Below are 26,473 nucleotides of genomic sequence, written 5' to 3'. Positions count from 1 at the left end.
GACGGGACCGGTCTGTACTCCATGAGAGCCCCCCGTGACGAATGGGGCCAATGTGGGTAGACCAAGAGGAGGAAATCCAGCTGCCGGAGGTTTGGCACGCCAGGGAGGAGGAACGCGATGGCCTGGGCATCGTGGACGACGACGGGGATCTATCCGGGAGCCGGAGGAGTCCGTACGGAGGAGGCGGGCGTCATCTCGGGCAATCTGACCGTGCACACGACCTGGACGGGCGCCGAAGCCCAGGTCGCGGTGCAGTACAGCGGCTCATCGGACTGGTTCACGCTGGCCGGCAGCCCGGTGGAGTGCGTCTCCGAGCCGGAGAGCCGGGATCTGCACCAGGCCGTGGTGGAGGCGCTCCGCGAGGGAGGCGGCAGCGGCGTCCCCGCCCACTGGGCCACGCACGCGGCCTGAAGCGCGGAGCGTCTGGAGCCACTGGAGCCACTGGAGCCTACGGAACCTCTGGAGCGTCATGGCGCGGGTAACCCTGGAGGACTCGGACATCGTCGTCCGGCTCTCCCCGTGGGAGACGGCGGCCGCGCACCGGCATGAGGTGCGCGTGCCGGTGTCCGTGCTGCGCGAGGTGTACGTCGAACCCGACTGGTGGCGTGCGCTGCGCGGCGTGTCCAAGACGGGCTGGTGGATTCCGGCGCGCTGGTGCCGGGGCGTGCGGCGGCACGGGGACGGGGAGGACTTCGCCGCCGTGAAGGCGGGCGGGCCCGTGCTGTGCATCGAACTGGGCGGCAGCGCGCCGTTTCGCAGGCTGGCCGTCTCCGTCCCCGATCCGGGAGAGTTCGTCCGTGCCCTGCTACCCCTCGTGCCCAGGGACCGCGTGTGACGCGCCGCGTACCTCGCGGTGCGGCGGAAGGGCGGGTCCGGACAGGGTGGGTCCGGACACATCCTGATAACGCCTCGCGACCTCTGGGAGCGGAGGATCGTTCAGTCTTGTATGACACGCGTGAGTTCCGTGGCAGCGATGCCCGCCCGGCAGCCCGTACCGCCCCCACCGGCGGCGGGACCGCCCGGGGAGACGGATACACCGATCTATGACGCGCTCCTCGCGCAGTGGTCCCGGGAGGGCCGGGAGGTCCCCCGGAGCAGAGAACCGACGGGCGACGGGGTTCTGCCGCGCACCCGGCGCCGTCCGTGAGGCCGGGGCCGGGGTCAGTGTGCGCCCCAGCCGCCGTCCAGTGGCAGGGAGGCGCCGGTGATGTAGCCGGTGTGGGGTCCGCACAGCCACAGGACGGCCGCCGCGACCTCCTCGGGCTCGATCAGGCGTTTGATCGCGGAGCGCGTCAGCAGCACATCCGACAGCACGTCCCCGGCGCCGATGCCGTGCGCGGCGGCCTGGTCCTCGATCTGGCCCTCGACCAGGGGAGTACGCACATAACCGGGGCTGACGCAGTTGCTGGTCACCCCGTACGGGGCGCCCTCGATCGCCGTGACCTTGCTCAGCCCCTCCAGCCCGTGCTTGGCCGCGACGTAGGCGGATTTGTAGGCGCTGGCCCGCAGCCCGTGCACGCTGGAGATATTGACCACCCGGCCCCAGCCGGAGGCGTACATGTGCGGCAGCAGGCGGCGCAGCAGCAGGAACGGCGCGGTGACCATCACCTGCTGGATCAGGGCGAAACGCTCGGCCGGGAACTCCGTGATGGGGGCGACGTGCTGGAGGCCCGCGCTGTTGACCAGGATGTCGACGGCGGCGGGGAGCCCCTCGACGGCGGCCGGGTCGGCCAGGTCGGCGACGTGCGCCCGCCCGCCGACGAGGCCGGCCACCGCTTCGGCCGACTCCCCGTCGATGTCGACGACATGCACGGCGGCGCCGGCCGCGGCCAGGGCCACGGCGCAGGCGCGGCCGATACCGCTGCCGCCACCGGTCACCAGCGCGACGCGCCCCCGTAGATCCACGCCCGCGGAACCGCCCGCGGAACCGGGCGCGGGCAGGGGAAGCGCGGGAGGAAGTTTGCTCGTCATGGTCCGCAACCCTAAGGACGGCCCGCCGCCCCGCCCATGGCGTCAGGCACCACACTCCGGGCCGGGGCTGTGGGGTCGGCCGCCATGCCGGGCCGCCGGCGATACGGCGGATGTCCGTCGGTATCGGGCCCGCTCAGGCATGGTGCGGAGGCCCTGTCGTCTTCTACGGTTCCCCCAGCACTCACCACCTGGAGGCCCCGGATGACCCCTGACGTCGAAACCGCCGAGCTCATAGCCGCCATGAACACCGTCGTACAGGCCCGCCGACTGCTCGGCGAGGCCCGCGAGATGCTCGGCGGCACGGGTGTGTCCCGGGACCAGGACCAGTGGACGACGGCGGGGAGCGCGGTGCAGACGCTTCAGGGCGCCGACGACATGCACCGGGGATCGGGCCAGTTCCTGGAGGACCTCGCTCTCGCCCTGGGCTACGCCACGGCGGGCCTGGCCGACCAGGCCCACCGCCGGCGTGAACGGGCCAGACAGGGGTTCATCGGGCTGGGCGGCGGCGACCGGATGGCCCGTCCCCTGCCCAAGCCGACGGTCGAGGCCCTCGAACTGCTCCGCGGCCTGGACCTGCTGACCTCCGAGTTCCGTGACCGGATCACCGAGGTGCTGGAAGCGGAGGCGGCCACCTACCCGGCCCCGGCCCCGGTGCGGACCCCGCGACTGGGCTCGTCCGGTCTCACCCCCGCCGCCGGCTGACGGCGCCGCTCACGAGGCGGGGCGGCGGGCCCGCGCGGGGTGGGCGGGGGACTGGTGAGCGCTGGAGGCCAGCATCCGTACCTCGCCCTGGTCGCTGATCTCCGCCCGGACGATCCCGGTGGCATCGGTGTAGACGGGATGGCCGCCCGGGCCCGTCTGATCGGTGCGCGAGACGACCACCACGTCCTCGCCCTCCACCCCGAGCTCGCCACCACCGAACACCAGCTCGTAGCGGTCCTCGTGCCCTTCGTCGTCCTCGCTCACCCATCGCCTCCTGATCGCAGCCGCCGGCCCACGTCAGCGGGTCGCCTCCAACCTGCACCATCGGACGCCGCGGCAGGACACACCACGCGGTACCCGGGTCCGCGGGCAGGTCCGACCAGGGGACTCACGAGGCCCCCGGCGTCAGCCCCGCTCCGGCAGATCCGCCTCGGCCGGCGCCGACGCGAAGCCGCGCGCGGTGGCCTTGCCCGGGGCCTCGCCCGGGGCCGGGGCCGGGGCCGGGGCCGCGGCCGCCGGGCGCTTGCCGCAGAACGCGGCTTCGAGCGTGCCGCCCAAGGCCGTGTTGGCCTCGCCCCGGTTCGAGGTGTTCGCCATGGCGGCGAGGCTGCGGCGACCGTCGCGCGTGGCGAAGGCGTAGGTGTAGAAGCCCTGCACCGTGCCCGTGTGGCCGTACACCGACGTACCGCACGAGAGGTCGTAGCGGCGCAGGCCCAGACCGTAGAACCGGGTGTTGGTGGCGTCGGTGGGGGTCATGGTGAGCATGGCGTCCAGCATGCGGGCAGGCAGCAGCCTGCCCTTGAGCAGGGCGGACATGAAGGTGTTCAGATCGGCCGGTGTCGAGATCATCGCACCCGCGGACTGCGCCCAGGACACCGTCTGCTCGGTGGAGTCGACCAGGGGAGCCCCCGCCTCGTCCGGGTGCAGGTAGCCGTGCGCGTGCGTTCCCCTGATGGTGGTGGACGGGTGCACGTAGGAGGTGTTCTTCAGCTTCAGGGGCTTGATGACGCGGCGCTCGTACTCCTTGGCCACCGTGCGCCCGGTGGCCTTCTCGATGAGCATGCCGACGACCACGAAATTGGTGTTCGAGTACGCGTACGCCACGCCCGGCTCGGTCGTCCTCGGCTCGCGCAGCGAGAGGGCGACCAGCTCCTGATAGGTGAACACCTTGTTCCGCACCGCCTCGAACCCGGGCACGGTGTGTTCGAACATGCTGTTCGTGTAGTCCGCCAGCCCGCTGCGGTGGCTCAGCAGATGGCGCACCGTGATCCGGTCGTCGGGCAGCAGGCCGGGCAGGTATCGGTTGACCGGCGCGTCCAGGCGCAGCTTGCCCTCGTCCACCAGCTGAAGCAGGACGACGCTGGAGAAGGTCTTGGTGACGCTGCCGATCCGGAAGCGTGACCGCGGGTCCATCGCCGCGCCCGTGCCCTTGTCCTGGACGCCCACCGCCCGGGCCAGGGGCGCGCCCGGACCGGTCACGCGGACCATGGCGCCCGGCGCCCCGACCGCGAGGGCGTTCTTCAACGCCTGCGTCAGCGCTTCGAGATCGGGAGCGACGGGTGCGGGCGCGGCGGGTGCGTGCGCGGCGGTCCGCTCCGCCGGGGCGGAGAGGGGAGCCGCCGCGGCGTGAGCGGTGGTGGCCGGCGCCACACCGGCCACCACGGCGAGCAGGGCGGCACCGAGAGTCAGGCGTCGATCCAAAGGCAGGCGCACGGCCCCTCAACTGCGGGGAACGGAAGGGGGTTCGGGATCGCGGACCCGAGCGTACGGGCGCCCGTGGCCGCCCGGCCTGTGACCGGGGAGGACACCCGACCGAGGTCAATAGTGACCACCCGTCAGGGTGGCCGGCGTCGGGCCGTTCGGGCGGACGGTGATGCTGTACGCCGCCCCGGCCGGGCGGGATCGGAAGGACACGGTGTACGCCGGAAGCAGCAGCTCAAGGAGGGCGATCGACTCGCGCAGCGCGAACTGCAGGCCGAGGCAGGCCCGGGGGCCGATCCCGAAGGGCACGTACGAGCCGGGAGGGGCGGGGCGGCCGCCCGGGGTGGTGAAGCGGCGGGGGTCGAAGCGCTCGGGGTCCGGCCACAGAACGGGGTCGCGGTGCGCGAGGTACGGGCAGACCACGACATCGGTGCCCGCCTCGATGGTGTACCCGGCCAGGGTGTCGTCCTCGGCGGCGTGCCGGGGCAGGATCCAGGCCGACGGGTAGAGCCGGAGGGTCTCGCTGACCAGGGCCTGGACGGCCTCCCGGCGCTGCGGTGAGCCCGCGGGCCCGGCGGCGAGGGCCTGCTCGCGGGCCTCGGGATGCCGGTCGAGGAGCAGATGGAGCCAGGTCAGGGTGGTGGCGGTGGTCTCGTGCCCGGCGACGAGCAGCGTGACCAGCTCGTCGCGGATCAGGCGGTCCGTGTACTCCGGACGCTCTGCCGACGCGTCGAGCAGGACGTGCAGCAGGCCCGGGCCGTCAGGACCGACGGCGCCGTCGCGGGCGGCGCCGATGGCACGCCGGGCGACCGCGTCGATCCTGGCCAGGTCGGCGGCGACGGCTTCCCGGGCGTCGGCGGCGACGACATCCTCGGCGTCGGCGTCGGCGTCGGCGGCATCCTCGGCGTCGACGGAATCGGCGGGCAGCGTCGGCAGGGCCGCCACCACGGTTTCCACGGCGGCCAGTTCGCGCTCGGTGTCCGCGTCGAGGGGGTGCCCGGTGAGGGAACGCCAGATGGTGTCCAGGGCGAAGCGGCGCATCTCCTGCCCGACGTCGAACGTCTGCCCGGTACGGGCGTACCCGGCCCAGCGCTCGGCGGTGACGCGCGCGGCCTCCGCGATCCGCTGCTCGTAGCGGCGCATCCCGGTGCCGGTGAACTGGGACTGCAGCAGCCGCCGTTGCCGCTTCCACGCCTCGCCGGTGGCGGAGAGGACGCCGTCACCGATCAGCGGGCGGGCCCGGTGGGAGCGCTTGACGTACCGGTCCGGGTGCAGGGCGAGCACGTGCTGGATGGCCTGGGGGTCGGTGACCAGGACCGTGGGGCTCGGCCCGAGCCGGAACGCGGCGACACCGCCGAGCCGCTCCCGCGCCCGGGCCATGAGATCGACCAGTTCCGCCCGCTCGGAGCGCCACTCCTCCACGAGGGCGGACTCCAACTCGGGTACGGGCCGACCCGCTTCGGGGATGTGCGCGGCTGTGGTGGCCACAGGGCTCCTCCTGTTCGACCGCTGTACGTGATCCCGTGATCCCGTGATCCCCGCCGGAGCGGCGCGGGCGTCACGCACTGTACGGGAGCATGCGTGCCGGGTGACAGGCCGCCTGTGCGCGAGCGCCGGGACGTCGCGTTGCCAGCTATTTAGCCAATCTGCTAAACATGCCGCATGGCTGAACAGATCACGCGGGACGACGACGCCGGAGTGTTCCGGGCGCTCGCCGACCCGACGCGTCGGCAGATCCTTGAGGACCTCCGGTCCGGGGAGCTGGCCGCGGGTGAGATCGCGGGCAGGTTCTCGATCAGCGCCCCCTCCATCTCCCGCCACCTCGGCGTGCTGAAGGGCGCCGGTCTGGTCACCGAGCGGCGCGAGGGCAACCGGATCCTCTACTCGCTGGCCGAGGACCGGCTCGCGACGAGCGTGGGCCGGTTCCTGAGCGCGGTCTGCCCCGAGCAGATCGTCCTCAGGCACACGAAATGGCGGTCCGGCGGAGAACCCGCGGGCACGCCCCAGGGGGACGGGGAGCAGCACGCATGAGACCACCGAAGCTCGCGAGCGTCATCGAGCGGCGCCTTTTGGTGAACTACCGGGTGGATCCGGACACCGTGGCCCGGCTGCTGCCCGAAGGGCTGCGCCCCCAGCTGACGCGGGGGCACGCGGTCGCCGGCATCTGCCTGCTGCGACTCGGTTCGGTGCGGCCCGCCTGGGCTCCGGCCGCGGCCGGACTGCGCAGTGAGAACGCGGCCCACCGCGTCTCCGTCGAGTGGGACGGCCCCGACGGCGTCGAGACCGGCGTCTACATCCCGCGCCGCGACACCGCCTCCCTGGTCAACCGCTGGGCGGGCGGCCGGATCTTCCCCGGCGAGCACGGCCACGCCGACTTCACCGTGCGGGAGACCGACGACACCGTACGCGTCGCCTACGAGACGCGGGACGGCGGCACCCGGGTCGATGTGGAGGCCGAGGTCACCCGGAGCCTGGAGGGGAGCCGGCTGTTCTCCGGAATCGACGAGGCGTCGGCGTTCTTCCGGGACGGCAGCAAGGGCTGGTCCCCGACACGATCGGGCCGCCACCTGGACGGCATGCAGCTGCGGACCGATGCCTGGCGCGTCGAACCGGCCCGGATCACCTCCGCGCGCTCCAGCTTCTTCGACGACCCGCACCGCTTCCCGCCCGGTACGGCCGAACTGGACTCGGTGCTGCTCATGCGCGGCGTACCCGTGCGGTGGCATTCGCTGCCCGAGATGCCGACGGCGCCGGCCCTGCCCGCGGCCTGCCGTTCGGAGACCCGGACCTGACCCCCTTGTCGGAGCGGTACGGCCACGCCCTGAGCTGAACCCGGCCTCGCGGACGCGGTTCGGCATCCCGGGACGGCGAGAACCGGTCGGCCGGGTTGGGTAGGGTGCCGTTCGATATCGATGTGTTCTGCGGTGGGAGACGTGAGTTGATGAGTGGTCAGCAGCAGCCGGACCGGGGCAGTGCCTCTCAGGTATTCCAGCCGCTCGCGGGAGACGACCCCACCACCATCGCCGGATACCGGCTCGCCGCCAAGCTCGGCGCGGGCGGTATGGGCAAGGTGTACCTGTCGTACACGCCCGGCGGACGGCCCGTGGCCATCAAGGTGATCCGCCCCGAATTCGGCGAGGACCCCGAGTTCCGCCGCCGGTTCGCCCAGGAAGTGCGGTCCGCGCAGCGGGTGCAGGGCCTGTTCACCGCGCCCGTCATCGACGCCGACACCGACGGCACCCAGCCCTGGCTCGCCACGGCGTACGTGCCCGGCCCCTCGCTCGCCGACGCCGTCGTCGCGCACGGGGCGCTGCCCGTCGAGGCGGTACTGCTGCTCATCGCCGGCATGGCCGAGGCCCTGCACGTCATCCACGGCGCGGGCATCGTGCACCGCGACCTCAAGCCGTCCAACGTGCTGCTCGCCGCGGACGGGCCCCGCGTCATCGACTTCGGCATCGCCTACGCCGCCGACGCGACCTCGCTCACCGGCAGCGGAGTCACCATCGGCACCCCCTCGTTCATGGCCCCCGAGCAGGCCGCGGGGAGCAGGGTCACCCCGGCCACCGACATCTTCGCCCTCGGCCAGGTCGCGGCGTACGCGGCGACGGGAACTCCGGCGTTCGGCGAGGGGACCTCGCACGGCGTGCTCTACCGCATCGTCCACGAGGAGCCCGACCTCACCGGCGTCCCGGAGCGGCTGCGGGAGCTGGTCACCCGCTGCCTCGCCAAGGACCCCGACGCCAGGCCTTCGATCGCCGAGATCATCGCGCTGTGCCAGTCCGCGAACGCGGAGACGGTGCTGCGCCGCCCCGAGGACTGGCTGCCCGGCGCGGTCTCCGCCGACATCACGGCGCGCACGGCGGCCCCCGCCCCGGTCCAGGCCCCGCCGCCCCCGACCGTCGCCCCGACCGCTGCCGCCCCCGCCCCGGCCTACTCGCCGACCACGCCGGTGGCCCCGGCCTACGCGCCCACCGCGCCGGCCACCCCGGCCACGCCGCCCCCCGGCTACGGTCCGGCCCCGGCGTACCAGCCCCCGCAGCCTCCGCAGCCCCAGCCCCAGCCGTACCGCGCCCCGGTCCCGGCTCCGGCCCCCGCCCACGCCCACGCGTACGCCCCGACCCAGGCCTCCCCCCACACCCCGGCTCCCGCCCCCGCTTACCCCGGGCACCCCATGCCGCCCACGCAGCAGCCCCCGAAGAGCCGGGGCAAGCGGGGCGCGGTCATCGCCGTAGCCGTCGCGCTCGTCTTCGGTATCGCGGGCGGCGGTACGGCGTACGTCCTGCTCAAGAACGAGGAGAAGGGCGCGGGGTCGAACCAGGCGCATCAGCAGCCGCAGGGCGGCAGTAGTGCGTCGCCGGGCAAGCAGAAGAGCGGCGGCACGGGCGGGGAGGCGGCCCCGAAGCAGAGCGCCAAGCCCGATCCGGCGCCCGCCGACCACAAGGGCATCAACCTCACCGCCGGCTACCACCTCACCCTCGGCGACGACACCGTCCGGCCCCAGCCGGGCGAGGACGGCGGCTACGAACTCTCCTACGACACCGGCGGATACCTCGACGCCGAAACCACGGGCGGGAACATGGTGCTGCTCGATCCGGGACAGGAGGGATCGCTCGCCACCTGCCGCGCGGAGACCCGGTTCGCCTCGAACATCTACGTGAACAAGCTCTCGAAGGGGCGCCAGATCTGCGTCACCACCGGCTCGGGACACCTGGGCCTGGTGACCGTCCAGGGCTTCTCCGCCGAGGACTCGCCCAGTAAGTACCTGACCCTGGACGTGACCGTCTGGCGCAACGCCGTCGGCGCGCGTTCGGGCAGCTGACGCTCAGTCGCCGGCCTCTACGGGGAGCAGCTGCGGGCGCTTGGCCGCGCGGCCGTCGCCGGACGAGCGGCCGCGCAGGCGTCTGCCCACCCAGGGGCCGGCGAAGGAGGCGACCCATCGCACCTCCCCGGCGACGCCCCGCCACCCCGCGAGGACGGCGGCGGGCGGGCCGGGCAGGGGCCGGGTCCAGGAGTCGTCGCTGCCGGGCAGGCCGAGCGTGTGGGCGAGGGCGGCGGCGATCCGTTCGTGGCCGAGCGGCCCGGCGTGGAGCCGGTCCGCGGCCCACAGCCGTGGATCGGTGACCACCGGGTGGCCGGAGGTCTCGGCGACGGCGACGCCGTGCCGGTCCGCCGCCCGCAGGATGCGGTGGTTCAGCGCGGTGACGCGGGAGCTCAACGGGCGGGCGATCGGGGTGATCCGTGCGACGTCGGGGAAGGTGACGGTCGCGACGCGCGCGCCTTGGGCGGTGAGCGCCGCGAACATCGCCTCCAGGTGGCCGGCGACCCCGTCGGCGTCGAACCGGGGACGCAGCAGGTCGTTGACCCCGGCGACCACCGTCGCCAGGTCGGGGCGCAGGGCCAGGGCGGGCGCGAGCTGCTCCGTGCGGACCTGCCCCGCGAGGCGGCCCCGTACGGCCAGGTTGGCGTACCGGACGCCGGGGCTGTGCCGCGCGAGCGACTCGGCGAGCCGGTCGGCGTACCCCCGCAGGCCCGCGGTGTCGTCGCCGTCGCCGACCCCCTCGGTCTGGCTGTCGCCCAGGGCCACGTACCGCAGGCTGGTCCCCGGGAACGATCGCTGTTCAGTGCCGGTCATGGGCGGCAGCCTTCCTCTCGCGCAGGACGGTGATCGCGCGTTCGCACCAGTCCCGGTTGCCCTGCTCGAAGGCGAGGCCGCGCAGGCAGGTCAGATACGGGCCGACGCGCTCGCCGTGGCGCAGGAACTCCTCCTCGCCGCTCTCGCCCCGCATCGTTTGCAACAGGCGCTCGAACAGGTCGATCTTCGTCTGGGCGAAGGCGGCGCGCTCGGCGAGCTGGTTGATCAGTTCGCCGGTGTCGACGTGGTCGGCGGCCTGGACCTTCACGGGCAGGTCGTCACGCATGAACGAGGGCTTGGCGGCGGCCGCCGTGAACCGCTCCAGCTCGGCCAGTCCGGCGGCGGTGACCTTGAACAGGCGCTTGTTGGGCCGGGTGTCCTGGACCACCTCCCGGCCCGCGATCAGACCGTCGCTCTCCAGCCGGCTCAACTCGGCGTACAGCTGCTGCGGTTGCGCGTGCCAGAAGTTCGCCACACCGAGACTGAACGACTTGGCCAGTTGGTACCCGCTGAGCTCCTCGTCCAGCAACGCCGCGAGCACCGCATGCCTCAAAGCCACGACGGCACCTCCTTCCCGACTCTGTCCATGACCACGCCCACCATGATAGTCATGATGATGACTACTCACCATCATGACTACTCGTCTTCCTGGCCATGGAGGAGCATCGTGACCGCAGCAGACCGATTCCGCGCCGCCGTCGACAGCAGGGATCTCGCCGCCCTGGACGGCCTGTTCACCGAGGACATCCGCCTCTACAGTCCCGTGACGTTCACGCCCTTCGAGGGCAAGCCGATGGTGCTGGGCCTCTTCGGAGTGCTGCTGCGCGTCTTCGAGGACATCCGCTACATCGGGCACTACGACGGCGCGGCCGAGACCAGCGCCGACGGCGCCGAGGCCCCCTCGGCGGTCCTGCCCTTCCGGGCCACCGTGAACGGCAAGCAGATCCACGGCATCGACCTGCTGCACTTCGACGAGGACGGCCGGATCAAGGAGTTCACGGTGATGGTCCGCCCCCAGTCCGCCGTGCGGGCCCTGGGCGAAGCGGTCCTCACCGGCCTGATCGCCGACGGACTGGTCCCGACACCATCGGAGCGCTGACCCCTCACTCCCGCCGCGCCCGCCGCGCCCGCCGGGTCCGCCGGGTCCGGTGTGAACTCCTGCCCGGTGGCCCGCGCGAGGTCCGCGCACCGGGATGCCGTATGTCAGACCCCTTCTCTACCGTGGTCCCATGGAGAACCACGTACGACTTGAGCCCTGGGCCGACGGCGACTTCTGGCTTCTGCCGCGCAAGAACGAGCCCGTCATGACCGAGCACCTCGGCGGGCCGGAAACCGATGCCAAACTCAAGGACCGGCATCAGCGGTACTTGGCCCTGAGCGCCAGGGAGCCCGCCGCCGGACGGATGTTCCGCGTCGTGGCCGGGGGCGAGACCGTGGGCACGATCGGCTTCTGGGAGCGCGTCTGGCGCGACGAGGAGGTCTACGAGACCGGGTGGGGCGTCCTCCCCGAGTTCCAGGGCCGCGGCCTCGCCGCGCAGGCCGCCCGAGCGGTCATAGCCCACGCGAGAACCCACGGCACGCGCCGCCACCTGCACGCCTTCCCGTCCGTCGATCATCCGGCGTCCAACGCCGTCTGCCGCGCCGCCGGGTTCACACTGCTCGGCGAGACCCGGTTCGAGTACCCGCCGGGTCATTGGCACGCGAGCAACGACTGGCGGGTGGCGCTGGGCGCTGCCTGACGCGGACCGCCCACCCCGTGAGGCCGTTGGGTGGATATCACCGGCAACAGGTGGGGTGGGTGGCCGGGCGTGGTACCTCCTGGGGGAACACGCCTCGGAGGTGCGGCCGCACATGACCCGGCGAATCGTGGCGCGGCCGGTACGCCGGTCCGCGCGCCCGCGCCGCCGGGAACCGGGCGCCCGCACCCGGCGGGCCCCGGCGGTCTCGCCGCTCCTGCGCACGGCCGCCGCGTACGCCTGGCGGCTCCTGGTGGTGGGCGCCGCGGTGTACGCGGTCTTCGCCGCCCTGGGCGAGTTCCACGAAATCGCGGTCGCCGTCTTCCTCGGCCTGGTGGCGACGGCCCTGCTCCGGCCGGTGGCCGACCTCCTGGCCAGGGTCGTGCCCCGGGGGCCGGCCGTGGCCTGCGCGCTGATCGGCAGCGGTGTTCTCGTACTGGGCGTGCTGGCGCTCGTAGGGGAGGCCGTGGCGGGGGAGTGGGCCACGCTGGTGGGGGAGTTCAGGGACGGACTCGGCCGGATCCAGCGGTGGCTGGAGAAACCTCCCTTCCGCCTGGACCCGCGGGTGCTGACCGATGTGCGGTCCCGGATCGGCGACTACCTCTCGCCCCACCGCGCAACGCTGCTCAGCACCGCCGTCAGCGGGGCCGGCCGCCTCGTGGTGGTGTTCACGGTGGCCTTCCTGGGGCTCTTCTGCTCGGTCTTCTTCATCCACTCGGGCGACCGGCAGTGGAGGTGGATCTGCGGGCAGTTCTCCCCGCGCGCGGCGGACCGGGTGGCGGTCGCCGGGCGCGCGGCATGGCGGACGTTCACGGGCTACACCCGCGGCATCGTGCTCGTGGCCGCCACCAACGCCGTCCTGGTGGGGCTCGCGCTCTCCCTGCTCGGCGTTCCACTGGCGGTGCCGCTCGCGCTGCTGGAGTTCTTCGCCGCCTTCATCCCGCTCATCGGCTCCCCGGTCGCCCTCGCGGTGGCCGCCGTGGTCGCGCTGGCCGCCAAGGGCCCGCTCGTGGCGGCCCTGGTGATCGCGCTGATCGTGGTCATCGGACAGATCGAGGGGCATCTGCTGCACCCGCTCGTGATGGGCCGGGCCGTCAGCCTGCACCCGGTGGTGGTGGCGCTGTCGGTGATCGCCGGGGCCATCGCCGCCGGGGTGCTGGGCGCCCTGGTCGCCGTCCCCCCTCGTATCGGTGCTCTGGTCCGTCCGCCAGGCCCTGCGCCCTCGCCTTGCGGCAGGTAGTACGAAATCGTATGATGCGAAATCGTGAAGTCCGAATCCGTGTCATCTGAGTGGTCGGCCCTGCTCGCTCTGCAGCGGGCCACCCACGCCACCCTGCAAGTGCTCGCCGCAGAGCTTGTCGACCTGGACCTGACCGCCTCCGAGATCAACGCACTGGCCAACCTGGCCGACGGCCGAGGCCGGACCGTGTCCGAACTCGGCGCGGCCGTGGGCACCCGCCCCAGCACGCTGACCAGCGTCCTGGACCGGCTGGAACGACGCGGTCACATCACCCGCGGCGCCCGCCCGGGAGACCGCCGTGCGGTGCTCATCGAACTCACCGCCTCCGGACAGCTGACCGCCACCACGATCCGACGGGCCATCTCCAGCCTGGAGCATCGCGCGCTCGACGGCCTGCCGGCGGACGCGATCGCTGCCCTGCGCGCTGCCCTGCGAGCCCTGACGGAGGTGCCCTCATGACCGCTCATCCCGCTCCCGCTCATCCCGCTCCCGCGGCCGATGCGCCCGATGCGCCCGACTTCGGAGCCTTGATGGCCGAAGTGATGGCGGCTGCCGAGCGGTTCGGTCACCGGGAACATGTCCATCTGACGTGGCTGGCCGTGCGGCGGGTCGGTGTGCCGGCGGCGGTCGGCCTGGTCAGCGAGGGCATCCAGCGCACCGCCCGCTACGCGGGGGCGCCGCAGAAATACCACGCGACCGTCAGCCGGGCCTGGGTGGAGCTGGTCGGCCACCACGCGGCCGAACACGACGAGGACGACTTCGCCGCGTTCGCTGCCCACCACCCCGCCCTGCTCGACAAGCGACTCCTGACAGCCCGCTTCTACCGTCCGTCCACGCTGGCCTCCCCGCGGGCGAAGACAGGCTGGATCGAGCCCGACCTCGCTCCCTTCCCCCGGCGCCCCGGGATTCGGCCGATCGGCGGTTCAGCCGCTCAGCCGCTGCCCAAGCTCCTCGACGTCGGCCAGGAACCACGTCTGCCGCCCGCGGTTGCACTCGCCGACGAAGTCGCGCAGCGCCGAACTGGCCTCCGTGTGCCGGGAGATGTCGCCGAGAACCGCGAGCCCCAGGCGGTAGTTGACGAACTTCTGGACGATGTCGCCGGCGACGCGGGTACGGAGCCGGAAGAACGCGTCGTCGAGCCGTCCGGCCGGGATGACGACCCACTCGGCACCCTGGTACCCGGCGTTGCCGATGAGATCCAGGACGTCGCGTTCGCCGCCGATGGGCTCGCCCTCGGGGGCGCACATCAGGACCGGGACGTCGTGGATCGTCTGCAGGGTGCTCATGGCGGCCAAGGCTAACCGCGTTCCCGGGCACGGGCGACGGGGTTTCGCGGACCGCGGGGGGCTGGGCACCGCGCAAGCCCAAGCCGCGTACTCCGCGGGGAGTACGACCGACCGCGCCGCCCGGCGGACGACACCGACGTCGCACGGCGGGAGCCGCTCGACGCACTCGCACGGCTTCTCCTGCCGCTCGGCCCCGCCCTGCTGATCCTGCGCCACCGCCACCCGGTGCCCGTCCTCTACGGCGTCTGCACCGTCACCCTGGCCTACCTCGCCGGCGGATCCCCCTACGCCCCAGTCTTCGTCAGTGTGGCCCTGGCCTGCCTGGCCTGCCTGGCCTGCCTGGCCGCCGTCGTCGCGGGCCGCCGCTATGCCGTCTGGGCCGCCGCGGGCCTGCCCTGGGCCGGGCACCTGCTCATCGGGCACTGGCTGTACCGGTGGCTTCCGCCGCCCGGCGACGGCCCGCAGGCCTGGGGGACGGAGGGCGGTGTCACCGCTTGGGTGATCGCCGTACTCGCCTTCTCCGAGGTGGTCCGCGCACGGCGCGAGCAGTGGGCCCGCGACCGGGCCGAGCGGCGCCGCGTGGACGAGGAGCGGCTGCGCATCGCCCGCGAGCTGCACGACGTACTGGCCCACGGCATCTCCGTGATCCACGTCCAGGCCGGCGTGGGCCTGGCCCTGCTCGACACGGACCCCGAGCAGGCCCGTACGGCGCTCAGCACCACCAAGGCGGCCAGCAAGGAGGCGCTCACCGACGTGGTGCGCCACTCGGGCTCGCGGACGGCCAGGGTCCGCGTCATCCGGTGTCCCGGCATGCTGGAGCTGCGCGTCGACGACGGCGGGCCCGCCACCGGCTCGGACGCCGGCGGCAGCGGCAGCGGGCTGATCGGGATGCGCGAGCGGGTCGCCGCCCTCGGTGGCACGATCGAAGCCGGTCCCCGCCCGGACGGCGGATTCCGGGTCGTGGCCCGGCTCCCGCTCGGGGACGCCGTACGGGAGGAGGGCGAGTGATCCGCGTACTGCTCGCCGACGACCAGCACCTGGTCCGGGCCGGCTTCCGGGCGCTGCTCGACGCGCAGCCGGACATCGAGGCGGCGGGCGAGGCGGCCGACGGGGCCGAGGCCGTGCGCCGGGTGCGCGCCCTGCGCCCGGACATCGCCCTGATGGACATCCGGATGCCGGTCCTCGACGGTCTGGCCGCCACCCGCACGATCACCGAGGACGCACACTGGGCTCGGTCAAGGTGGTCATGCTGACCACCTTCGACCCCGACGAGTATGTGTTCGAGGCGATCCGGTCGGGCGCGTCCGGATTCCTCGTCAAGGACACCGAGCCGGAGGAACTCCTGCGTGCGGTACGCGCGGTGGTCGCGGGTGACGCGCTGCTCTCGCCCGGGGTGACCCGCCGCCTGATGGCCGAGTGTCAAACTCGGCGCCCGCGATCGGACCCAACTGGTGGTACTGGCCTACGAGTCCGGCCTCGTGCGCCCCGGCTGGCTCGGCTGAACCCGGCCGGGCCGCCGTCCCGGCCGGGCGTACTCCCGCCGGGTTACCCGTACCGCCTCCGGCTGTACGACGACCCGGGCCCCCTCCCGGAGCGAGTCTCGTGGTGAACGGATCACACCGCTTCCCAGGAGCTGAACGAGATGAACGCCCTGGCGTACGACGGGCCCGGCCCGTGGATCCTCTTCCTCCCGCTGATCTGGGCGGCGGTCGTCATCGGCGCCGTCACGCTCCTGCGCCGCACGGTGTGGCGCGGCCGGCTGGTCGACGGTCGCGCGGCCCGTGGGCCGCGCCGGGCGGGTCCTACGGAGAGCACTCTGGGCCGGCGCTTCGCCTCCGGCGAGATCGGCGAGGACGAGTACTGGCGTCGGCTGTCGGTCCTTGACGAGCAGTTCGGCCGGACCTTACCGGAGGGCAAGGGCGGCGTCGGCTGAGCCGGGGCATGGCAACCCGGTGGGAGCCGCCGGCTGTTGCATGATGAGCGCATGCCAAAGAGTGAGAGTCCCTGGAGTCCCCAGAGTCCCCGGATGACGGCCGGAGCCAGGGAGCTGTTCGACATCCCCGACGGGATCGCCTACTTCAACACGGCCAGCCTCGCCCCGACGCTGCGGGCGGGGCTGGCGGCCGGCGGCGAGGCCCTGGCGCGGCGGGCGCGGCCCTGGCTGATCCGGGGCGACGACTGGTTCACCGGGGCGGAAGAGCGCAGAGGACTGTTCGCCGGGCTCATCGGGGCCACCGCCGATGACATCGCCCTGGTACCGGCGACCAGTTACGGCCTCGCGGTCGCCGCCGCCAACCTGAGCGCGCGCGCCGGGAGCCGCGTCCTCGTACTGGCGGGTGAGTACCCGTCCGGGGTCTACACCTGGCGGCGCTTCACGGAGCGCACGGGTGCGTCGATGCTCACTGTCGAGCGCGGGCCCGGGCAGACGTGGACCGAGGCGGTCCTGGAACGGCTCGACGAGAGCGTGGCCGTGGTCTCGGTGCCCCAGGTGCACTGGACCGACGGCGCGTCGCTGGAACTGGACCGGATCGCCGAGGCCACCCGCGCGGTCGGCGCCGCCCTGGTCATCGACGCGAGCCAGTCGGCGGGAGCGATGCCCCTCGACGTGAGCGGCCTGCGGCCCGACTTCCTGGTCAGCGTCGGCTACAAATGGCTTCTCGGGCCGTTCGGGCTCGGTTACCTGTACGTGGACGCGGCCCATCACGGGGGCCGGCCGTTGGAGGAGAACTGGATCCTGCGCGAGGACGCCCAGGATTTCGCCCGGCTCGTCGACTACCGCGACACCTACCAGCCAGGGGCGCGGCGCTTCGACGTGGGCGGACGCACGGCCTTCGAACTCACCCCCATGGCCGTCGCCGCCTTGAGGCAGCTGACCGCGTGGACGGTCCCCGGGGTCGCGGACGCGCTGGCGAACATCACGGACCGCATCGCGGCGGAGGCCGCCGGGCGGGATCTGCCCTTCCCGCACCCCCGGGGTCCGCACATGCTCGGCATCACCGTCCCCGAAGGGGTCCGGGGGCGCGTGGTGCCGGCGCTGGAAGAGTCCGGCGTGTTCGTGGGAGCCCGTGGCACGGCGATCCGTATCAGCCCTCACCTCCACACCACCGACGAGGACATCGACCGGCTGTTCGGCGTACTGGACACGGTGCTCGGCCGGGCCGGAAGGGCGTCCGGCCACGCGTGACCACCCGGGATTCCCCACCCGGGTCCGTTCCGGGTCTGGCGTGAAGCACTGAATCAGTGCTTCAATTCTTCGTATGCCCTACCGACGACCCCCAGCCGTGCAGGCCCGCCTCGACGCCCGGCGTGAGCGGGTGCTGGAGGCCGCCGTCCGACTGCTCTCCCGCGAGGGGTACGGCGGGTGCTCCGTCGCCGCGATCGCGGCCGAGGCCGGGATCTCCACCGGCAGCGTGTACCAGTCGTTCGCCAGCAAGTCCGAGCTGGCCGCCGACCTGTTCCGGACCCTGGTGGCACGGGAGCTGGAAGCGGTGGCCGCCTCGACGGACCGCCCCGGAACCGCCGCCGGGCGCGTGGCCGCCGCCGTGGAGACCTTCGCCTCCAGGGCCCTCCAGGCGCCCCGCCGGGCCTTCGCCCTGCTCGCGGAGCCCGCCGATTCGGCCGTCGACACCGAACGGCTCGTCTTCCGGCGGGCGTTCCGCGATGTGTACGCCGAGCAGATCGCCGCGGGCGTGGCCGCCGGGGAACTTCCCCCGCAGTCCGCCGAGTTGACGGCCGCCGCGCTCGTCGGCGCGATCGCCGAAGCGCTCGTCGGGCCGCTCGCCGACGGTGACGCGGACCCCCGCGACGTCATCCCCGGACTGATCACCTTCACCCTGCGTGCCCTTGGAGGACACGATGCCGCAGACTCATGAGGTCACCAACCAGGTTCCGCCGCACCACGGTTATGACGCGGCCGCCGATCCGGCCCTGCTGGAGGCGGTGGCCCGCGAGGGCGCCGAATGGGCCGTACCCGAGATCCACCGGCTCGGCGTCCTCGCGGGGTCCGAGCAGGCCGCGGAGTGGGGACGCCTGGTCAACGAGAACACGCCGGTGCTGCGCACCCACGACCGCTACGGACACCGCGTCGACGAGGTGGAGTTCCACCCCTACTGGCACGAGCTGATGCGGACCGCCGTCTCCCACGGGCTGCACGCCGCGCCCTGGGCGGAGGCCCAGCCGGGCGCGCACGTCGCGAGGGCGGCGAAATTCCTCGTCTGGGGACAGGTCGAGGCGGGCCACTCCTGCCCGATATCCATGACGTACGCGGCGGTGCCCGCGCTGCGCGCCACGCCGGAGCTCGCGGACCGGCTGGAACCCCTGCTCGCCTCGCGCACGTACGACTTCGGGCTCCGGCAGCCGGAGACCAAGCGCGGGCTGATCGCCGGCATGTCGATGACCGAGAAGCAGGGCGGCTCCGACGTACGCGCCAACACGACGACCGCGGTCCCGGCCCCCGACGGCACCTACCGCCTGACCGGGCACAAGTGGTTCACCTCCGCTCCCATGTCGGACGTGTTCCTGACCCTGGCGCAGGCACCGGGCGGGCTGTCCTGCTTCCTGCTGCCGCGCGTGCTGCCGGACGGCAGCCGAAACCGGCTGTTCCTCCAGCGCCTCAAGGACAAGCTGGGCAACCGCTCCAACGCCTCCGCCGAGATCGAGTACGACGAGGCGTTCGGCTGGCTGGTCGGGGAGGAAGGGCGCGGGGTCGCGACCATCATCGAGATGGTCAACATGACCCGTCTCGACTGCGTGCTCGGCGGGGCGTCCGGCATGCGCCTCGGTGCCATCCGCGCCGTCCACCACGCCACCCACCGCCGCGCGTTCGGCAGGGCCCTGATCGACCAGCCCCTGATGCGCAACGTCCTCGCCGACCTGGCCCTCGAATCCGAGGCCGCCACGGCCGTCGCCCTCCGCCTCGCGGGCGCCACCGACCGGGTCGCCCAAGGCCACCAGGACGAGGCGCAGCTGCGCCGGCTGGGGCTGGCCGTGACCAAGTACTGGGTCTGCAAGCGCGCCCCCGCGCACGCCGCGGAGGCCCTCGAATGCCTGGGCGGCAACGGCTACATCGAGGACTCCGGCATGCCCCGCCTGTACCGGGAGGCCCCGCTGTCGTCGATCTGGGAGGGATCCGGCAACGTCGCCGCGCTGGACGCGCTCCGGGCGATGGGCAGGCAGCCGGAGACCGTCGAGGCTCTTTTCGCGGAGGTGGGCCGGGCGGCGGGCGCCGACCGGCACCTGGACGCGGCGGTGTCCGGGCTGCACAAGCAACTGGCCGACCCCGCCGAGGCCGAATACCGGGCCCGCCAGATCACCGAGACCATGGCCCTCGTCCTCCAGGCGTCGCTCCTGGTACGCCACGCCCCCGCCGCGATCGCCGACGCCTTCTGCGCCTCCCGCCTCGGCGGCGAACACGGCGGCGCGTTCGGCACCCTGCCGACGGGCGTGGACACCGAAGCCATCCTCGCCCGGGCCCGGACGGTCACCGCCTGACACGCCTGACACGCCTGACACGCCTGACACCGGCGGGCCGGCCGGCCCGCCGCTACGGAACGCTCATCACCCGGGGTCCGGGACGCGCGTTCGTCGCGGCACGGCCGGCTGTGCCGTCGGCGCCCTCGGGCTGGGCAGCCGCCCCGTCCGTGTCCGGCGGGTCGGGCAGCATTTCCTCCAGGATCCGGATCGCCCCGCTGACGCGCAGCAGCCCGTCACGGGTCTCGGCTTCCTGCCGCATCAGCTGCTGCAACTGGCCTTGGCCCTTCTGGTAGTCCCGCCGGAGCTCATCGAGACGCTCCCGCATCCGGTCGAGCGGGTCGGACTTCTGGCAGTTGTCCATCGTCGGTACCTTCCGTGTCTTGCACGAGACCGAGACTCTTCGGCTGCCCGTGTTCCTCGGGGTGGAGGTAGCGTTCGCGTTCGTCGCCCACCTTTTCTTCCTCGCTCACGAGGCGGTGGGCCTCGGCCCATGCGTCCTGGCGGACTCCGGTCACCTGCCAGGAGACCTTGACCCCCGGCTTGTCGGTGCGCAGGGTGAAGGTGTTGTCCCGGATCTCGCTGATCACGGCCGCCTGGGCCACCGTGCCGACCGGCGTGAGCTGGTAGTGGAAGTCGCGGTTCAGCGCCTCGAAATAGTCGGGCAGCACGACGGTCGCCTCACCCCGCTCGTCCGTCTCGATCACGCCGTCGTAGAAGGTCGCCATCTCGGGGGACTCGACGAAGGAGTGCCTGAGGTACTTGTTGCCCGGGTCGAGGGGGTGGTCGATCATGAACCCGCTGGCGGGTTGGTGGATCGCGCCCCTGGCACGTATCTCGCCGTTCACGTCCAGTTTGAACTGGGGTGTTCTCGTGCCGATCCCGACGAAGTCGGTGCCGTCGAACGCGACCACGTTACCGCCACTGCGGAGGAACAGGATGCCCTCGCCGGTGTCTCCCACACGCGAGCCGAACAGCACGGCTTGGGCGGGGCCGTCCTGCCGGCCGAAATGGTCACCAGTGAAAACGTCTCCCGCGATGATCGCGGCTCCCTGGACCCGCAGATTGTTCTGGAGGTGCGCGTCCCCGGCGAGGCTCAGACCGTTCCGGCAGGACACGAAGCCGGAGGAGGTGTCCATCACCAGGCCCCACTGGCCGCCGGTGTTGCCCCAGAAGCCGACGCTGGTGTCGTTCTCCATGCCGACGAACGCGTGGTCCGCGTCGGGGATCCTCTGGTGGAACCAGATGCCGGCCGAAGTGTCCTCGGGGCCTTCGCGCACCCTCATCCGCCGACGGACGTCCAGCGCGTTTCCCGGGCCGTGCCCGATCGAGACCAGGTCCTCTCCCGACCACAGCCGCGCCTTGCCGTCGAACGCGTACCACAGCCAGCGTTCCCCGCTCTGGGGTTGTTCGACGAAGCCTCCGAAAGCCCGGTCGGCGAAGGAGAATCCGCCTGCCTGCCCGCCCGAGTGGACTCCGCTGCCGTCGACTTGCAGGCTGGCGTTCACGCTGTCGTCGATCGCGATTCCGACGGAGCCCGAGACGATCACGTCGCCTTCGACGCCCAGGCTGTCCGAGACGTCCACCCGGCCCGTGATGCCCATGGCGCCCTCGCGGTCCACCACGACCAGGTCGGTCTCGTCGTCCTCGTTCCTGAGATGCCACGAACCGTCGTCCCCCGGGAACATCCCGTACGCCGGACCGGTGTCGTCGTTCACCAGCTCGATGCCCGAACCCGCCGTGGGGGACGAGATCCTCAACCCGTGCGTGTCCGACGCCCCCGACGTCCCGATGCTCACACGGCCGGTGGCCCCGTGCGCCGAGAGGGCGGTGCGCCCGGTGCCGTCGGGGGAGAACACCAGGAGGTCCAGGCCGCCGCCGTCGCGCCTGGCCCGCAGCTCCGCCGCCGTTCCCTGGCCGACGCTCGTCGCCGAGCCCGTCGCGACCCGCGCGGAACGCAGCTCCACCCGTTCGACGGGTACGCCCACCGCTCGGCGCGGCCCGGGCGCGAGAGCCGAGACGGAGCCGTCGGCTCCGACGGACACCTCGGCCAGTACCACCTGGCGGCCCACGTCGTCGAAACCGGTGCTCGGTACCAGCCGCAGCCACGGGGCGTGCAGCCGGATCAGCCGGGTCTCCCCGAGGACCTCACGCCAGGTCAGGGTCAGCAGATGGGTGCCGGCGGCGACTCCCGTCGTACTCAGGTTCAACCCTTCGGCGCCGACCACCACGATGGGGATGTTCAGCAGCTGATCCGGGTCCACGCTCGGATCCACGACGGCGAACCCGCCGGCCTCCAGCACGCTCAGCCGGCCCGCGACGTCCAGCGCGGTGCCGACCTGGACGGTCAGGCCCGCCTGCCCGGGGGTGGCGCTCACCCCCAGGCCGCCGGACACGCCCCAGGTGTGCAGGGTGGATCCGCGGGCCTCGTCGAGCCGCCGGAAGTAGTCCTCCGTGTCCATCATGCTCTCGCCATGGACGGTGGCGCCGGTCCGGACCGTGCCCGTGTCGAAGTTGAAGTACTCCGTCCGCTTGACTGGCATGTCACTCACCGCTCATCGCTGCTAGATGGTGGTCACTTCGATGAACCGGCAGTGCGCGGGCTTGTGCTGCTCGACGATGGCCTTGATGGTGCCCACCGCCTGGTTGAGCTCGCGCCGCTGCTTCACCGGATCCGCCGAGAGTTCGGTCGCGGAGAAGTGGATGACCACATTGATTTCGAAGGGCTGAATCCTGGACTGGTAAGTGGGGAGACCGGCTCCGGCGAATTCGGTCTGGCCGGGATCGCAGATGATCAGGTGCTCGCCGACCGCCGTCATCCCGGTGGGATTGACGAAGTGCCCCGGTTCGGTGACCCGGAGGGTCGTCGCCGCCGTTCCCCCGGGTGGTGTCTCCACGAGATGGACGCATGCCGGGAGCGCCTTGAGGAGGATGAACGCGTCGGTCGTGACGGACGGGAAGGGCCAGAACGGTTTGAGGCCGGCATCCAGCGCATACAGGCGGTTGGCGGCGGTGCGCGCGACCGCGGTGGGCGCGACCAGCGCGTTGTCCGGCGGCAGGAGGCGGGTGTGTGTCCACGCCGTGCTGCCGCGGACGACCCTCACCAGGTTGCCGCCGCCGGATCCCGGTGGTGGCGGCGTCTGCTGGTCGCCGCCGTCGCCGATGACGAGCGCGCCGTCGCGGTCGACGAACAGCGACAGCGGCTCCTTGATGAGGTTCTGGTCGAGATCCTTGACCGTCACTGCCAGGGGGCTGGGACGGATGACGAAGACCCTCGGGGTCGCCACCTCACCCGGTACGAGCTTGCGGTCCAGGACCAGGAGATCGCCTTGGCCGTCGACGGCCATCGCCAGCGGGAACACCGACGTGCCGGCCGGGGAGATCCTCGTGAGCTCCGTGGCGGACTCCGCGGTGTACGGAGCCGGGACCGAGAAGATCCTTCCGGTGTGGTCGAGGATGAACAACGTCTCCGGCTGCCCGGCCCGGGCGGGGCGCACGGTGACCGCGATGATCTGGCCCAGGGCCTGCGCGGGCACCAGCGGCCGGGGGAGAGGCGGACTGCCGACGAGGTCCGGCTGTCCCGCGGGGTTCAGGCGCCACACGCGGCGCCGGGGCGCGATGGCGACGTCCTCCGGGAGGCCGCGGTCGCCGACGAAGAGACTGCCGTCCGGTGCCCGGGTGACGCACCACGGGCGCATCAGACCCTCGCGGACCACCTCGGACGTGCCCTCGATGAGGGGCCGGAACGTCGGGAGCGCGGAGACCGGCGCGGGGAGACCGGCCTCCAGACGCGCCGTGTACAGGCAGGACCCGTCGTCCAGGGCCACCCGGGGCCGTACCTTGCCCACCGAGTACAGGTCCAGGAACGTGTTGAGCCCGGAGCGCAGCCCCCTGCGCCGGTGGATCCGCGTGATCTCGGCGGTGGCCTTGCGCCGCTGGTACTCGTCCCACAGCTGTTGGCCCTGGATTTCGGGGAAGCCCAGGGAAACCCACGACGCGAGCCACGGCAGGAACTCCGGCGGCGTGGTCCACGGATCGAAGAGCCGGTCCAGTCGCGCGATGAGCTCCCCGATCGGCGGATGGGCATGGCCACCGTGCGGGATCGGCACCTCATCGGCGATACCGGTGAGGATCTTCTCGAAGACGCGGAGCGCGCCGGCGAGGGAGAAGTCCGGGTCCTCGGGGGCACCCTCCCAGAGCACCGGTGGGAGGTACCGCAGATAACTGCTCTCGGGCATGGCCACAGTTCCTCCTCTCCGTCACGAAGGCGACTCTTTGACCGTCACGGTCGACGGGCCCGCGCAGACGAGTTCGTAGTCGGCCACCTGCACCGAGGCACCGGGCGGCGGTTGCGCGAAGGGCCGGTTGCCCGGGTAGGCGGGAGGGCCGGGCGCGACGGTGATCTGCTCGATGTATCCCACCTCTTCGGAGGGCATGACCGCCCGGAAGAGGTCCGAGCCGAAAACGTGCTGGCCCACCTCCCACCCCCTGCCGTCCGGCCCGCCGCGGGTCGGGTGCAGGAAGTCGGTGATCTTCCGTCTGACGTCGGCCTCGACCTGCGCCGTTTCGACGCCGGCGCGGGCCGCCTCCCGCCACACGACCACGGACACCTTGGTGACGACCGGCAGGTAACGGGGTCCGTGGACGAACAGCCGGACGGTCAGGTCCCGGCGTTCGTCCAGGTAGCCCCGTACCGCGTCGATCAGTTCGGGCGGCGGCTCCGGTCGGGCCACCAGCTTGCCCTGGTCGGGTACGACGATGACGGTCACGTTCCCGGGGGCGCGGTCGATGCCGCCGAACGTCCAGGGTGTGCCGTGCCGCGGGTGGGGAGCCAGGCACCGGCTGATCCGGACGTCGCTGGTCGCCTCGCGGGCGAGGTACGCGTAGTCGTCGGCGGTGACCGCGCGGTTGCGGATCTTCAGCTCCTCCGGGGCCCGCCGCAGCGTCTCCTCGATCGGTTCCTCGTCGCAGCCGTCGATGGCCGCCGCGATGTTGGTGACGCCGCTGATGTCGGTGGGCACGGTCCCGTCCGGTTTGGTGCCGACCACGACGATCTGGCTGCCCGAGACGTTGCCCGCCGTGCCCGACGCGACGTACCGGTACTTCCTGGCCCGGATCAGACTGCCCGGCGGAGGGATGCTGCCGTGCCCCTCGGTGTCGCGTTCGCCGTGGCTTCCGAAACCGATCTCCCCGGTCACCGGGTTGAGCCGGTACACCGTGCCCGGGCCCGGCAGCAGCTCGGGAACCAGCTGCCAGGTCTCCCACACCGGCGGTGTGCCCTGGCCGACTTGGACTTCGAGATCGGCGTACGGGGCCTTGAGGTCCGGACGCCGGTACAGCGGACGGTGGCGCAGGGCGAACACCTGGAAGGGCTCGCCGGTGCTCTCGCCCAGCATCTCCGGAGCGCGCAGGGTGAGCGCCGTGTGCGCCGGAGCGGCATTGAAGAGGACCTGGTCCAGGCCGATCTCCAGCGGCGGCGCACCGACCTCATGGGTGATCCGCAGGTCGATCCAGAAGCGCGACGCGCCGAAGAACGGAGAGCCCGCGGCAGGGCTCACGCCGCCCCAGTCCTCGTCCGGATTCTGGGCGGTCCACGACGCCGCCACGGGCAGGCGTACGGGTCTGTCGTGCAGGTCCGTCGTCGTGCCGACGGGGCCGATCCCGGGCCACTCATCGGGCTGTTGCTCCGGCGTCGAGAACGCCCAGGTCACCTGAGCGACCGGGAACTCGGGTACGGGCCGGAACAGCCGGGGCCGGAGCACGATCTCCCCGGGGGCCGCGTCCTCGAAGCCGAGGCACAGGTGTGTCGTCCGCGCGGGCCGCACCGGGATCAGCCGCCGCCCGGCTCCCGTACCCACCAGGTCGGCGGACACGTCCTCGTAGACGAAGAGGCTGTCGTCGTCGGGGTCGGGGGTGAGGAGCAGGGCCGTCGTGAGCGCGAAGGGCAGGACGGTGACCTCCTCGTCGGTCTCGAAGACGATGGGGGCCTCGCCCTCGGCGGGAAGGGTGTGGGCCTGGGTGCCCGCCGGCACCCGCACCGACGCCGCCTTGGTGCTGAAGGCGAGGTGCGTGGCCGCCGGGGTGGCGGGGTCGCGCGTGATCCCCATCATGTTGAGGAACGCGATGTAGTTCTTCTCCGGTACCTGGTTCAACCGGTAGATGATTCCTTCGCCGAGCCAGGCGAACAACTCGATGAGCGTGATGCCGATGTCGCTCGGCTGGTCGTCCGTCCACTGCGGCGCGTACGACGTCCTGAGGGCGCGCATCTCCTCGGCCAGGTCCTGCCAGGTGCGGTCGTCCAGGTTCGGGGGCTGGACGCGCCCGCGCTTCGATTCCGGAGTCATCGCGACCGCTCCAGCAGGAAGGGGTGGACGACCCGGTCGGTGGCACCCGTGGCGCGGATGCGGTAGCCGATGTCGATCAGCAGGGCCGCCCGCTCGTTGTCGTTCGTGACCGTGACGTCGAGGAGCTCGATGCGCGGCTCCCACCGGGTCAGGCCTTCCTCGACGTAGTAGCGGGCGAGGCCGGCCGTCGCCTCGTTGTTGGGCGCGAACATCAGGCGCCCCAGGTTGCAGCCGAAGTCGGGGCGCATCACCCGCTCGCCGTACTGCGTGTGGAGGATGATCCGGATCGACTCCTGGATCTTGCGCCGGCCCGCGGACTCCTCGAATCCCGCCGCCCCCAACCGGAGCGGGAAGGCGATGCCGCGACCGTGGACGTCGGACTCCATGGTGGC

General features: G+C 72.4%; 25 protein-coding genes and 3 pseudogenes. 16 read left to right on the top strand and 12 right to left on the bottom strand.

Annotated features, from left to right (window positions below):
• The first annotated feature begins 117 nt into the window (after positions 1–117).
• Both MTF65_RS04025 and MTF65_RS04020 read left to right on the top strand, forming a co-directional pair.
• Entirely contained in the window at positions 118–411 is a 294-nt protein-coding gene (locus MTF65_RS04025; protein WP_243626794.1) for a hypothetical protein, read from the top strand.
• 58 nt (positions 412–469) lie between these two features.
• Entirely contained in the window at positions 470–835 is a 366-nt protein-coding gene (locus MTF65_RS04020) for a hypothetical protein (protein ID WP_243626793.1), read from the top strand.
• Between the two features lie 326 nt (positions 836–1,161).
• Here the strand turns inward: MTF65_RS04020 and MTF65_RS04015 are convergent, their stop codons facing one another.
• On the bottom strand, positions 1,162–1,971 hold the full coding sequence (locus MTF65_RS04015) for a 3-hydroxybutyrate dehydrogenase (protein WP_279398547.1): 810 nt from the start codon (positions 1,969–1,971) through the stop codon (positions 1,162–1,164).
• Positions 1,972–2,172: 201 nt separating this feature from the next.
• Between MTF65_RS04015 and MTF65_RS04010 the strand changes: the two genes are divergently transcribed.
• Positions 2,173–2,673, top strand: a complete 501-nt coding sequence (locus MTF65_RS04010; RefSeq protein WP_243626792.1) for a hypothetical protein — start codon at positions 2,173–2,175, stop codon at positions 2,671–2,673.
• Positions 2,674–2,682: 9 nt separating this feature from the next.
• Here the strand turns inward: MTF65_RS04010 and MTF65_RS04005 are convergent, their stop codons facing one another.
• The 3 genes from MTF65_RS04005 to MTF65_RS03995 form a co-directional block, all read right to left on the bottom strand.
• Positions 2,683–2,937 (bottom strand): DUF6296 family protein, encoded by a 255-nt coding sequence (locus MTF65_RS04005; RefSeq protein WP_243626791.1) that lies wholly within the window; start codon positions 2,935–2,937, stop codon positions 2,683–2,685.
• Between the two features lie 141 nt (positions 2,938–3,078).
• The gene (locus tag MTF65_RS04000) at positions 3,079–4,380 is read right to left on the bottom strand and encodes a serine hydrolase (RefSeq protein WP_243627302.1); all 1,302 of its coding nucleotides are present in this window, start codon (positions 4,378–4,380) and stop codon (positions 3,079–3,081) included.
• A gap of 111 nt (positions 4,381–4,491) precedes the next feature.
• Entirely contained in the window at positions 4,492–5,862 is a 1,371-nt protein-coding gene (locus tag MTF65_RS03995; RefSeq protein WP_243626790.1) for a cytochrome P450, read from the bottom strand.
• A gap of 174 nt (positions 5,863–6,036) precedes the next feature.
• Between MTF65_RS03995 and MTF65_RS03990 the strand changes: the two genes are divergently transcribed.
• The 3 genes from MTF65_RS03990 (at position 6,037) to MTF65_RS03980 (ending at position 9,193) form a co-directional block, all read left to right on the top strand.
• Complete coding sequence (locus MTF65_RS03990; RefSeq protein ID WP_243626789.1) at positions 6,037–6,405, top strand: metalloregulator ArsR/SmtB family transcription factor; 369 nt, start codon at positions 6,037–6,039, stop codon at positions 6,403–6,405.
• A complete protein-coding gene (locus MTF65_RS03985; protein ID WP_243626788.1) occupies positions 6,402–7,166 on the top strand; it encodes a DUF2071 domain-containing protein in 765 nt (254 codons plus the stop codon). The genes MTF65_RS03990 and MTF65_RS03985 overlap by 4 nt, the downstream gene beginning before the upstream one ends.
• A 149-nt stretch (positions 7,167–7,315) precedes the next feature.
• The gene (locus MTF65_RS03980) at positions 7,316–9,193 is read left to right on the top strand and encodes a serine/threonine-protein kinase (protein ID WP_243626787.1); all 1,878 of its coding nucleotides are present in this window, start codon (positions 7,316–7,318) and stop codon (positions 9,191–9,193) included.
• Positions 9,194–9,196: 3 nt separating this feature from the next.
• Here the strand turns inward: MTF65_RS03980 and MTF65_RS03975 are convergent, their stop codons facing one another.
• Positions 9,197–10,006, bottom strand: a complete 810-nt coding sequence (locus MTF65_RS03975) for an SGNH/GDSL hydrolase family protein (RefSeq protein ID WP_243626786.1) — start codon at positions 10,004–10,006, stop codon at positions 9,197–9,199.
• Positions 9,993–10,565 (bottom strand): PadR family transcriptional regulator, encoded by a 573-nt coding sequence (locus tag MTF65_RS03970; RefSeq protein WP_243626785.1) that lies wholly within the window; start codon positions 10,563–10,565, stop codon positions 9,993–9,995. The genes MTF65_RS03975 and MTF65_RS03970 overlap by 14 nt, the downstream gene beginning before the upstream one ends.
• A gap of 105 nt (positions 10,566–10,670) precedes the next feature.
• Between MTF65_RS03970 and MTF65_RS03965 the strand changes: the two genes are divergently transcribed.
• The 4 genes and pseudogenes from MTF65_RS03965 to MTF65_RS03950 all read left to right on the top strand — a co-directional run bounded on the left by MTF65_RS03965 (position 10,671) and on the right by MTF65_RS03950 (position 13,441).
• The gene (locus MTF65_RS03965; protein ID WP_243627301.1) at positions 10,671–11,105 is read left to right on the top strand and encodes a nuclear transport factor 2 family protein; all 435 of its coding nucleotides are present in this window, start codon (positions 10,671–10,673) and stop codon (positions 11,103–11,105) included.
• 130 nt (positions 11,106–11,235) lie between these two features.
• On the top strand, positions 11,236–11,745 hold the full coding sequence (locus tag MTF65_RS03960; RefSeq protein ID WP_243626784.1) for a GNAT family N-acetyltransferase: 510 nt from the start codon (positions 11,236–11,238) through the stop codon (positions 11,743–11,745).
• A gap of 112 nt (positions 11,746–11,857) precedes the next feature.
• Positions 11,858–13,010, top strand: a pseudogene (locus tag MTF65_RS03955) (AI-2E family transporter).
• On the top strand, positions 13,007–13,441 hold the full coding sequence (locus MTF65_RS03950; RefSeq protein ID WP_243626783.1) for a MarR family transcriptional regulator: 435 nt from the start codon (positions 13,007–13,009) through the stop codon (positions 13,439–13,441). The pseudogene MTF65_RS03955 and the gene MTF65_RS03950 overlap by 4 nt, the downstream one beginning before the upstream one ends.
• A 464-nt stretch (positions 13,442–13,905) precedes the next feature.
• Here MTF65_RS03950 and MTF65_RS03945 read toward each other — a convergent pair whose 3' ends face one another.
• Entirely contained in the window at positions 13,906–14,268 is a 363-nt protein-coding gene (locus MTF65_RS03945; protein WP_243626782.1) for a DUF4180 domain-containing protein, read from the bottom strand.
• Positions 14,269–14,415: 147 nt separating this feature from the next.
• Between MTF65_RS03945 and MTF65_RS03940 the strand changes: the two are divergent.
• The 6 genes and pseudogenes from MTF65_RS03940 to MTF65_RS03915 all read left to right on the top strand — a co-directional run.
• Positions 14,416–15,276, top strand: a pseudogene (locus MTF65_RS03940) (sensor histidine kinase); the annotation flags it as partial.
• Positions 15,273–15,770, top strand: a pseudogene (locus tag MTF65_RS03935) (response regulator transcription factor). The pseudogenes MTF65_RS03940 and MTF65_RS03935, both read left to right, overlap by 4 nt.
• 140 nt (positions 15,771–15,910) lie before the next feature.
• Positions 15,911–16,201, top strand: a complete 291-nt coding sequence (locus MTF65_RS03930) for an SHOCT domain-containing protein (RefSeq protein ID WP_243626781.1) — start codon at positions 15,911–15,913, stop codon at positions 16,199–16,201.
• 93 nt (positions 16,202–16,294) lie between these two features.
• Positions 16,295–17,452, top strand: a complete 1,158-nt coding sequence (locus MTF65_RS03925) for an aminotransferase class V-fold PLP-dependent enzyme (RefSeq protein WP_243626780.1) — start codon at positions 16,295–16,297, stop codon at positions 17,450–17,452.
• Positions 17,453–17,525: 73 nt separating this feature from the next.
• The gene (locus MTF65_RS30140; RefSeq protein WP_279398545.1) at positions 17,526–18,140 is read left to right on the top strand and encodes a TetR/AcrR family transcriptional regulator; all 615 of its coding nucleotides are present in this window, start codon (positions 17,526–17,528) and stop codon (positions 18,138–18,140) included.
• Positions 18,124–19,758: an isovaleryl-CoA dehydrogenase gene (locus MTF65_RS03915; RefSeq protein ID WP_243626779.1), complete on the top strand. Its 1,635-nt coding sequence runs from the start codon at positions 18,124–18,126 to the stop codon at positions 19,756–19,758. Before MTF65_RS30140 ends, MTF65_RS03915 begins: the two co-directional genes overlap by 17 nt.
• 52 nt (positions 19,759–19,810) lie before the next feature.
• Here the strand turns inward: MTF65_RS03915 and MTF65_RS03910 are convergent, their stop codons facing one another.
• The 5 genes from MTF65_RS03910 to MTF65_RS03890 are packed head-to-tail and all read right to left on the bottom strand — an operon-like array spanning position 19,811 to position 26,467.
• Positions 19,811–20,101, bottom strand: a complete 291-nt coding sequence (locus tag MTF65_RS03910) for a hypothetical protein (RefSeq protein WP_243626778.1) — start codon at positions 20,099–20,101, stop codon at positions 19,811–19,813.
• Positions 20,046–22,280 (bottom strand): hypothetical protein, encoded by a 2,235-nt coding sequence (locus MTF65_RS03905; protein WP_243626777.1) that lies wholly within the window; start codon positions 22,278–22,280, stop codon positions 20,046–20,048. The genes MTF65_RS03910 and MTF65_RS03905 overlap by 56 nt, the downstream gene beginning before the upstream one ends.
• A gap of 21 nt (positions 22,281–22,301) precedes the next feature.
• A complete protein-coding gene (locus MTF65_RS03900) occupies positions 22,302–23,975 on the bottom strand; it encodes a phage tail protein (RefSeq protein ID WP_243626776.1) in 1,674 nt (557 codons plus the stop codon).
• 21 nt (positions 23,976–23,996) lie between these two features.
• Entirely contained in the window at positions 23,997–26,081 is a 2,085-nt protein-coding gene (locus tag MTF65_RS03895; protein WP_243626775.1) for a putative baseplate assembly protein, read from the bottom strand.
• On the bottom strand, positions 26,078–26,467 hold the full coding sequence (locus MTF65_RS03890; RefSeq protein WP_243626774.1) for a GPW/gp25 family protein: 390 nt from the start codon (positions 26,465–26,467) through the stop codon (positions 26,078–26,080). The genes MTF65_RS03895 and MTF65_RS03890 overlap by 4 nt, the downstream gene beginning before the upstream one ends.
• Between the last annotated feature and the right edge of the window lie 6 nt (positions 26,468–26,473).

It is taken from the genome of Streptomyces sp. APSN-46.1 (assembly GCF_022815725.1).
GTDB lineage: Bacteria > Actinomycetota > Actinomycetes > Streptomycetales > Streptomycetaceae > Streptomyces.
Note: the sequence above shows the minus strand (reverse complement) of the source record. Positions and strands in the feature narration are given on the sequence as shown.

Excerpts from the sequence above, each read along its gene's own strand:
- MTF65_RS04015 (WP_279398547.1), bottom strand. The coding sequence starts at position 1,971 with ATGACGAGCAAACTTCCTCCCGCGCTTCCCCTGCCCGCGCCCGGTTCC.
- MTF65_RS03890 (WP_243626774.1), bottom strand. The coding sequence starts at position 26,467 with ATGGAGTCCGACGTCCACGGTCGCGGCATCGCCTTCCCGCTCCGGTTG.
- MTF65_RS03975 (WP_243626786.1), bottom strand. The coding sequence starts at position 10,006 with ATGACCGGCACTGAACAGCGATCGTTCCCGGGGACCAGCCTGCGGTAC.
- MTF65_RS03930 (WP_243626781.1), top strand. The coding sequence starts at position 15,911 with ATGAACGCCCTGGCGTACGACGGGCCCGGCCCGTGGATCCTCTTCCTC.
- MTF65_RS04010 (WP_243626792.1), top strand. The coding sequence starts at position 2,173 with ATGACCCCTGACGTCGAAACCGCCGAGCTCATAGCCGCCATGAACACC.
- MTF65_RS03895 (WP_243626775.1), bottom strand. The coding sequence starts at position 26,081 with ATGACTCCGGAATCGAAGCGCGGGCGCGTCCAGCCCCCGAACCTGGAC.
- MTF65_RS04025 (WP_243626794.1), top strand. The coding sequence starts at position 118 with ATGGCCTGGGCATCGTGGACGACGACGGGGATCTATCCGGGAGCCGGA.
- MTF65_RS03945 (WP_243626782.1), bottom strand. The coding sequence starts at position 14,268 with ATGAGCACCCTGCAGACGATCCACGACGTCCCGGTCCTGATGTGCGCC.
- MTF65_RS04020 (WP_243626793.1), top strand. The coding sequence starts at position 470 with ATGGCGCGGGTAACCCTGGAGGACTCGGACATCGTCGTCCGGCTCTCC.
- MTF65_RS03915 (WP_243626779.1), top strand. The coding sequence starts at position 18,124 with ATGCCGCAGACTCATGAGGTCACCAACCAGGTTCCGCCGCACCACGGT.
- MTF65_RS03960 (WP_243626784.1), top strand. The coding sequence starts at position 11,236 with ATGGAGAACCACGTACGACTTGAGCCCTGGGCCGACGGCGACTTCTGG.
- MTF65_RS03985 (WP_243626788.1), top strand. The coding sequence starts at position 6,402 with ATGAGACCACCGAAGCTCGCGAGCGTCATCGAGCGGCGCCTTTTGGTG.
- MTF65_RS03910 (WP_243626778.1), bottom strand. The coding sequence starts at position 20,101 with ATGGACAACTGCCAGAAGTCCGACCCGCTCGACCGGATGCGGGAGCGT.
- MTF65_RS03980 (WP_243626787.1), top strand. The coding sequence starts at position 7,316 with ATGAGTGGTCAGCAGCAGCCGGACCGGGGCAGTGCCTCTCAGGTATTC.
- MTF65_RS03925 (WP_243626780.1), top strand. The coding sequence starts at position 16,295 with ATGACGGCCGGAGCCAGGGAGCTGTTCGACATCCCCGACGGGATCGCC.
- MTF65_RS03990 (WP_243626789.1), top strand. The coding sequence starts at position 6,037 with ATGGCTGAACAGATCACGCGGGACGACGACGCCGGAGTGTTCCGGGCG.
- MTF65_RS30140 (WP_279398545.1), top strand. The coding sequence starts at position 17,526 with ATGCCCTACCGACGACCCCCAGCCGTGCAGGCCCGCCTCGACGCCCGG.
- MTF65_RS03905 (WP_243626777.1), bottom strand. The coding sequence starts at position 22,280 with ATGCCAGTCAAGCGGACGGAGTACTTCAACTTCGACACGGGCACGGTC.
- MTF65_RS03900 (WP_243626776.1), bottom strand. The coding sequence starts at position 23,975 with ATGCCCGAGAGCAGTTATCTGCGGTACCTCCCACCGGTGCTCTGGGAG.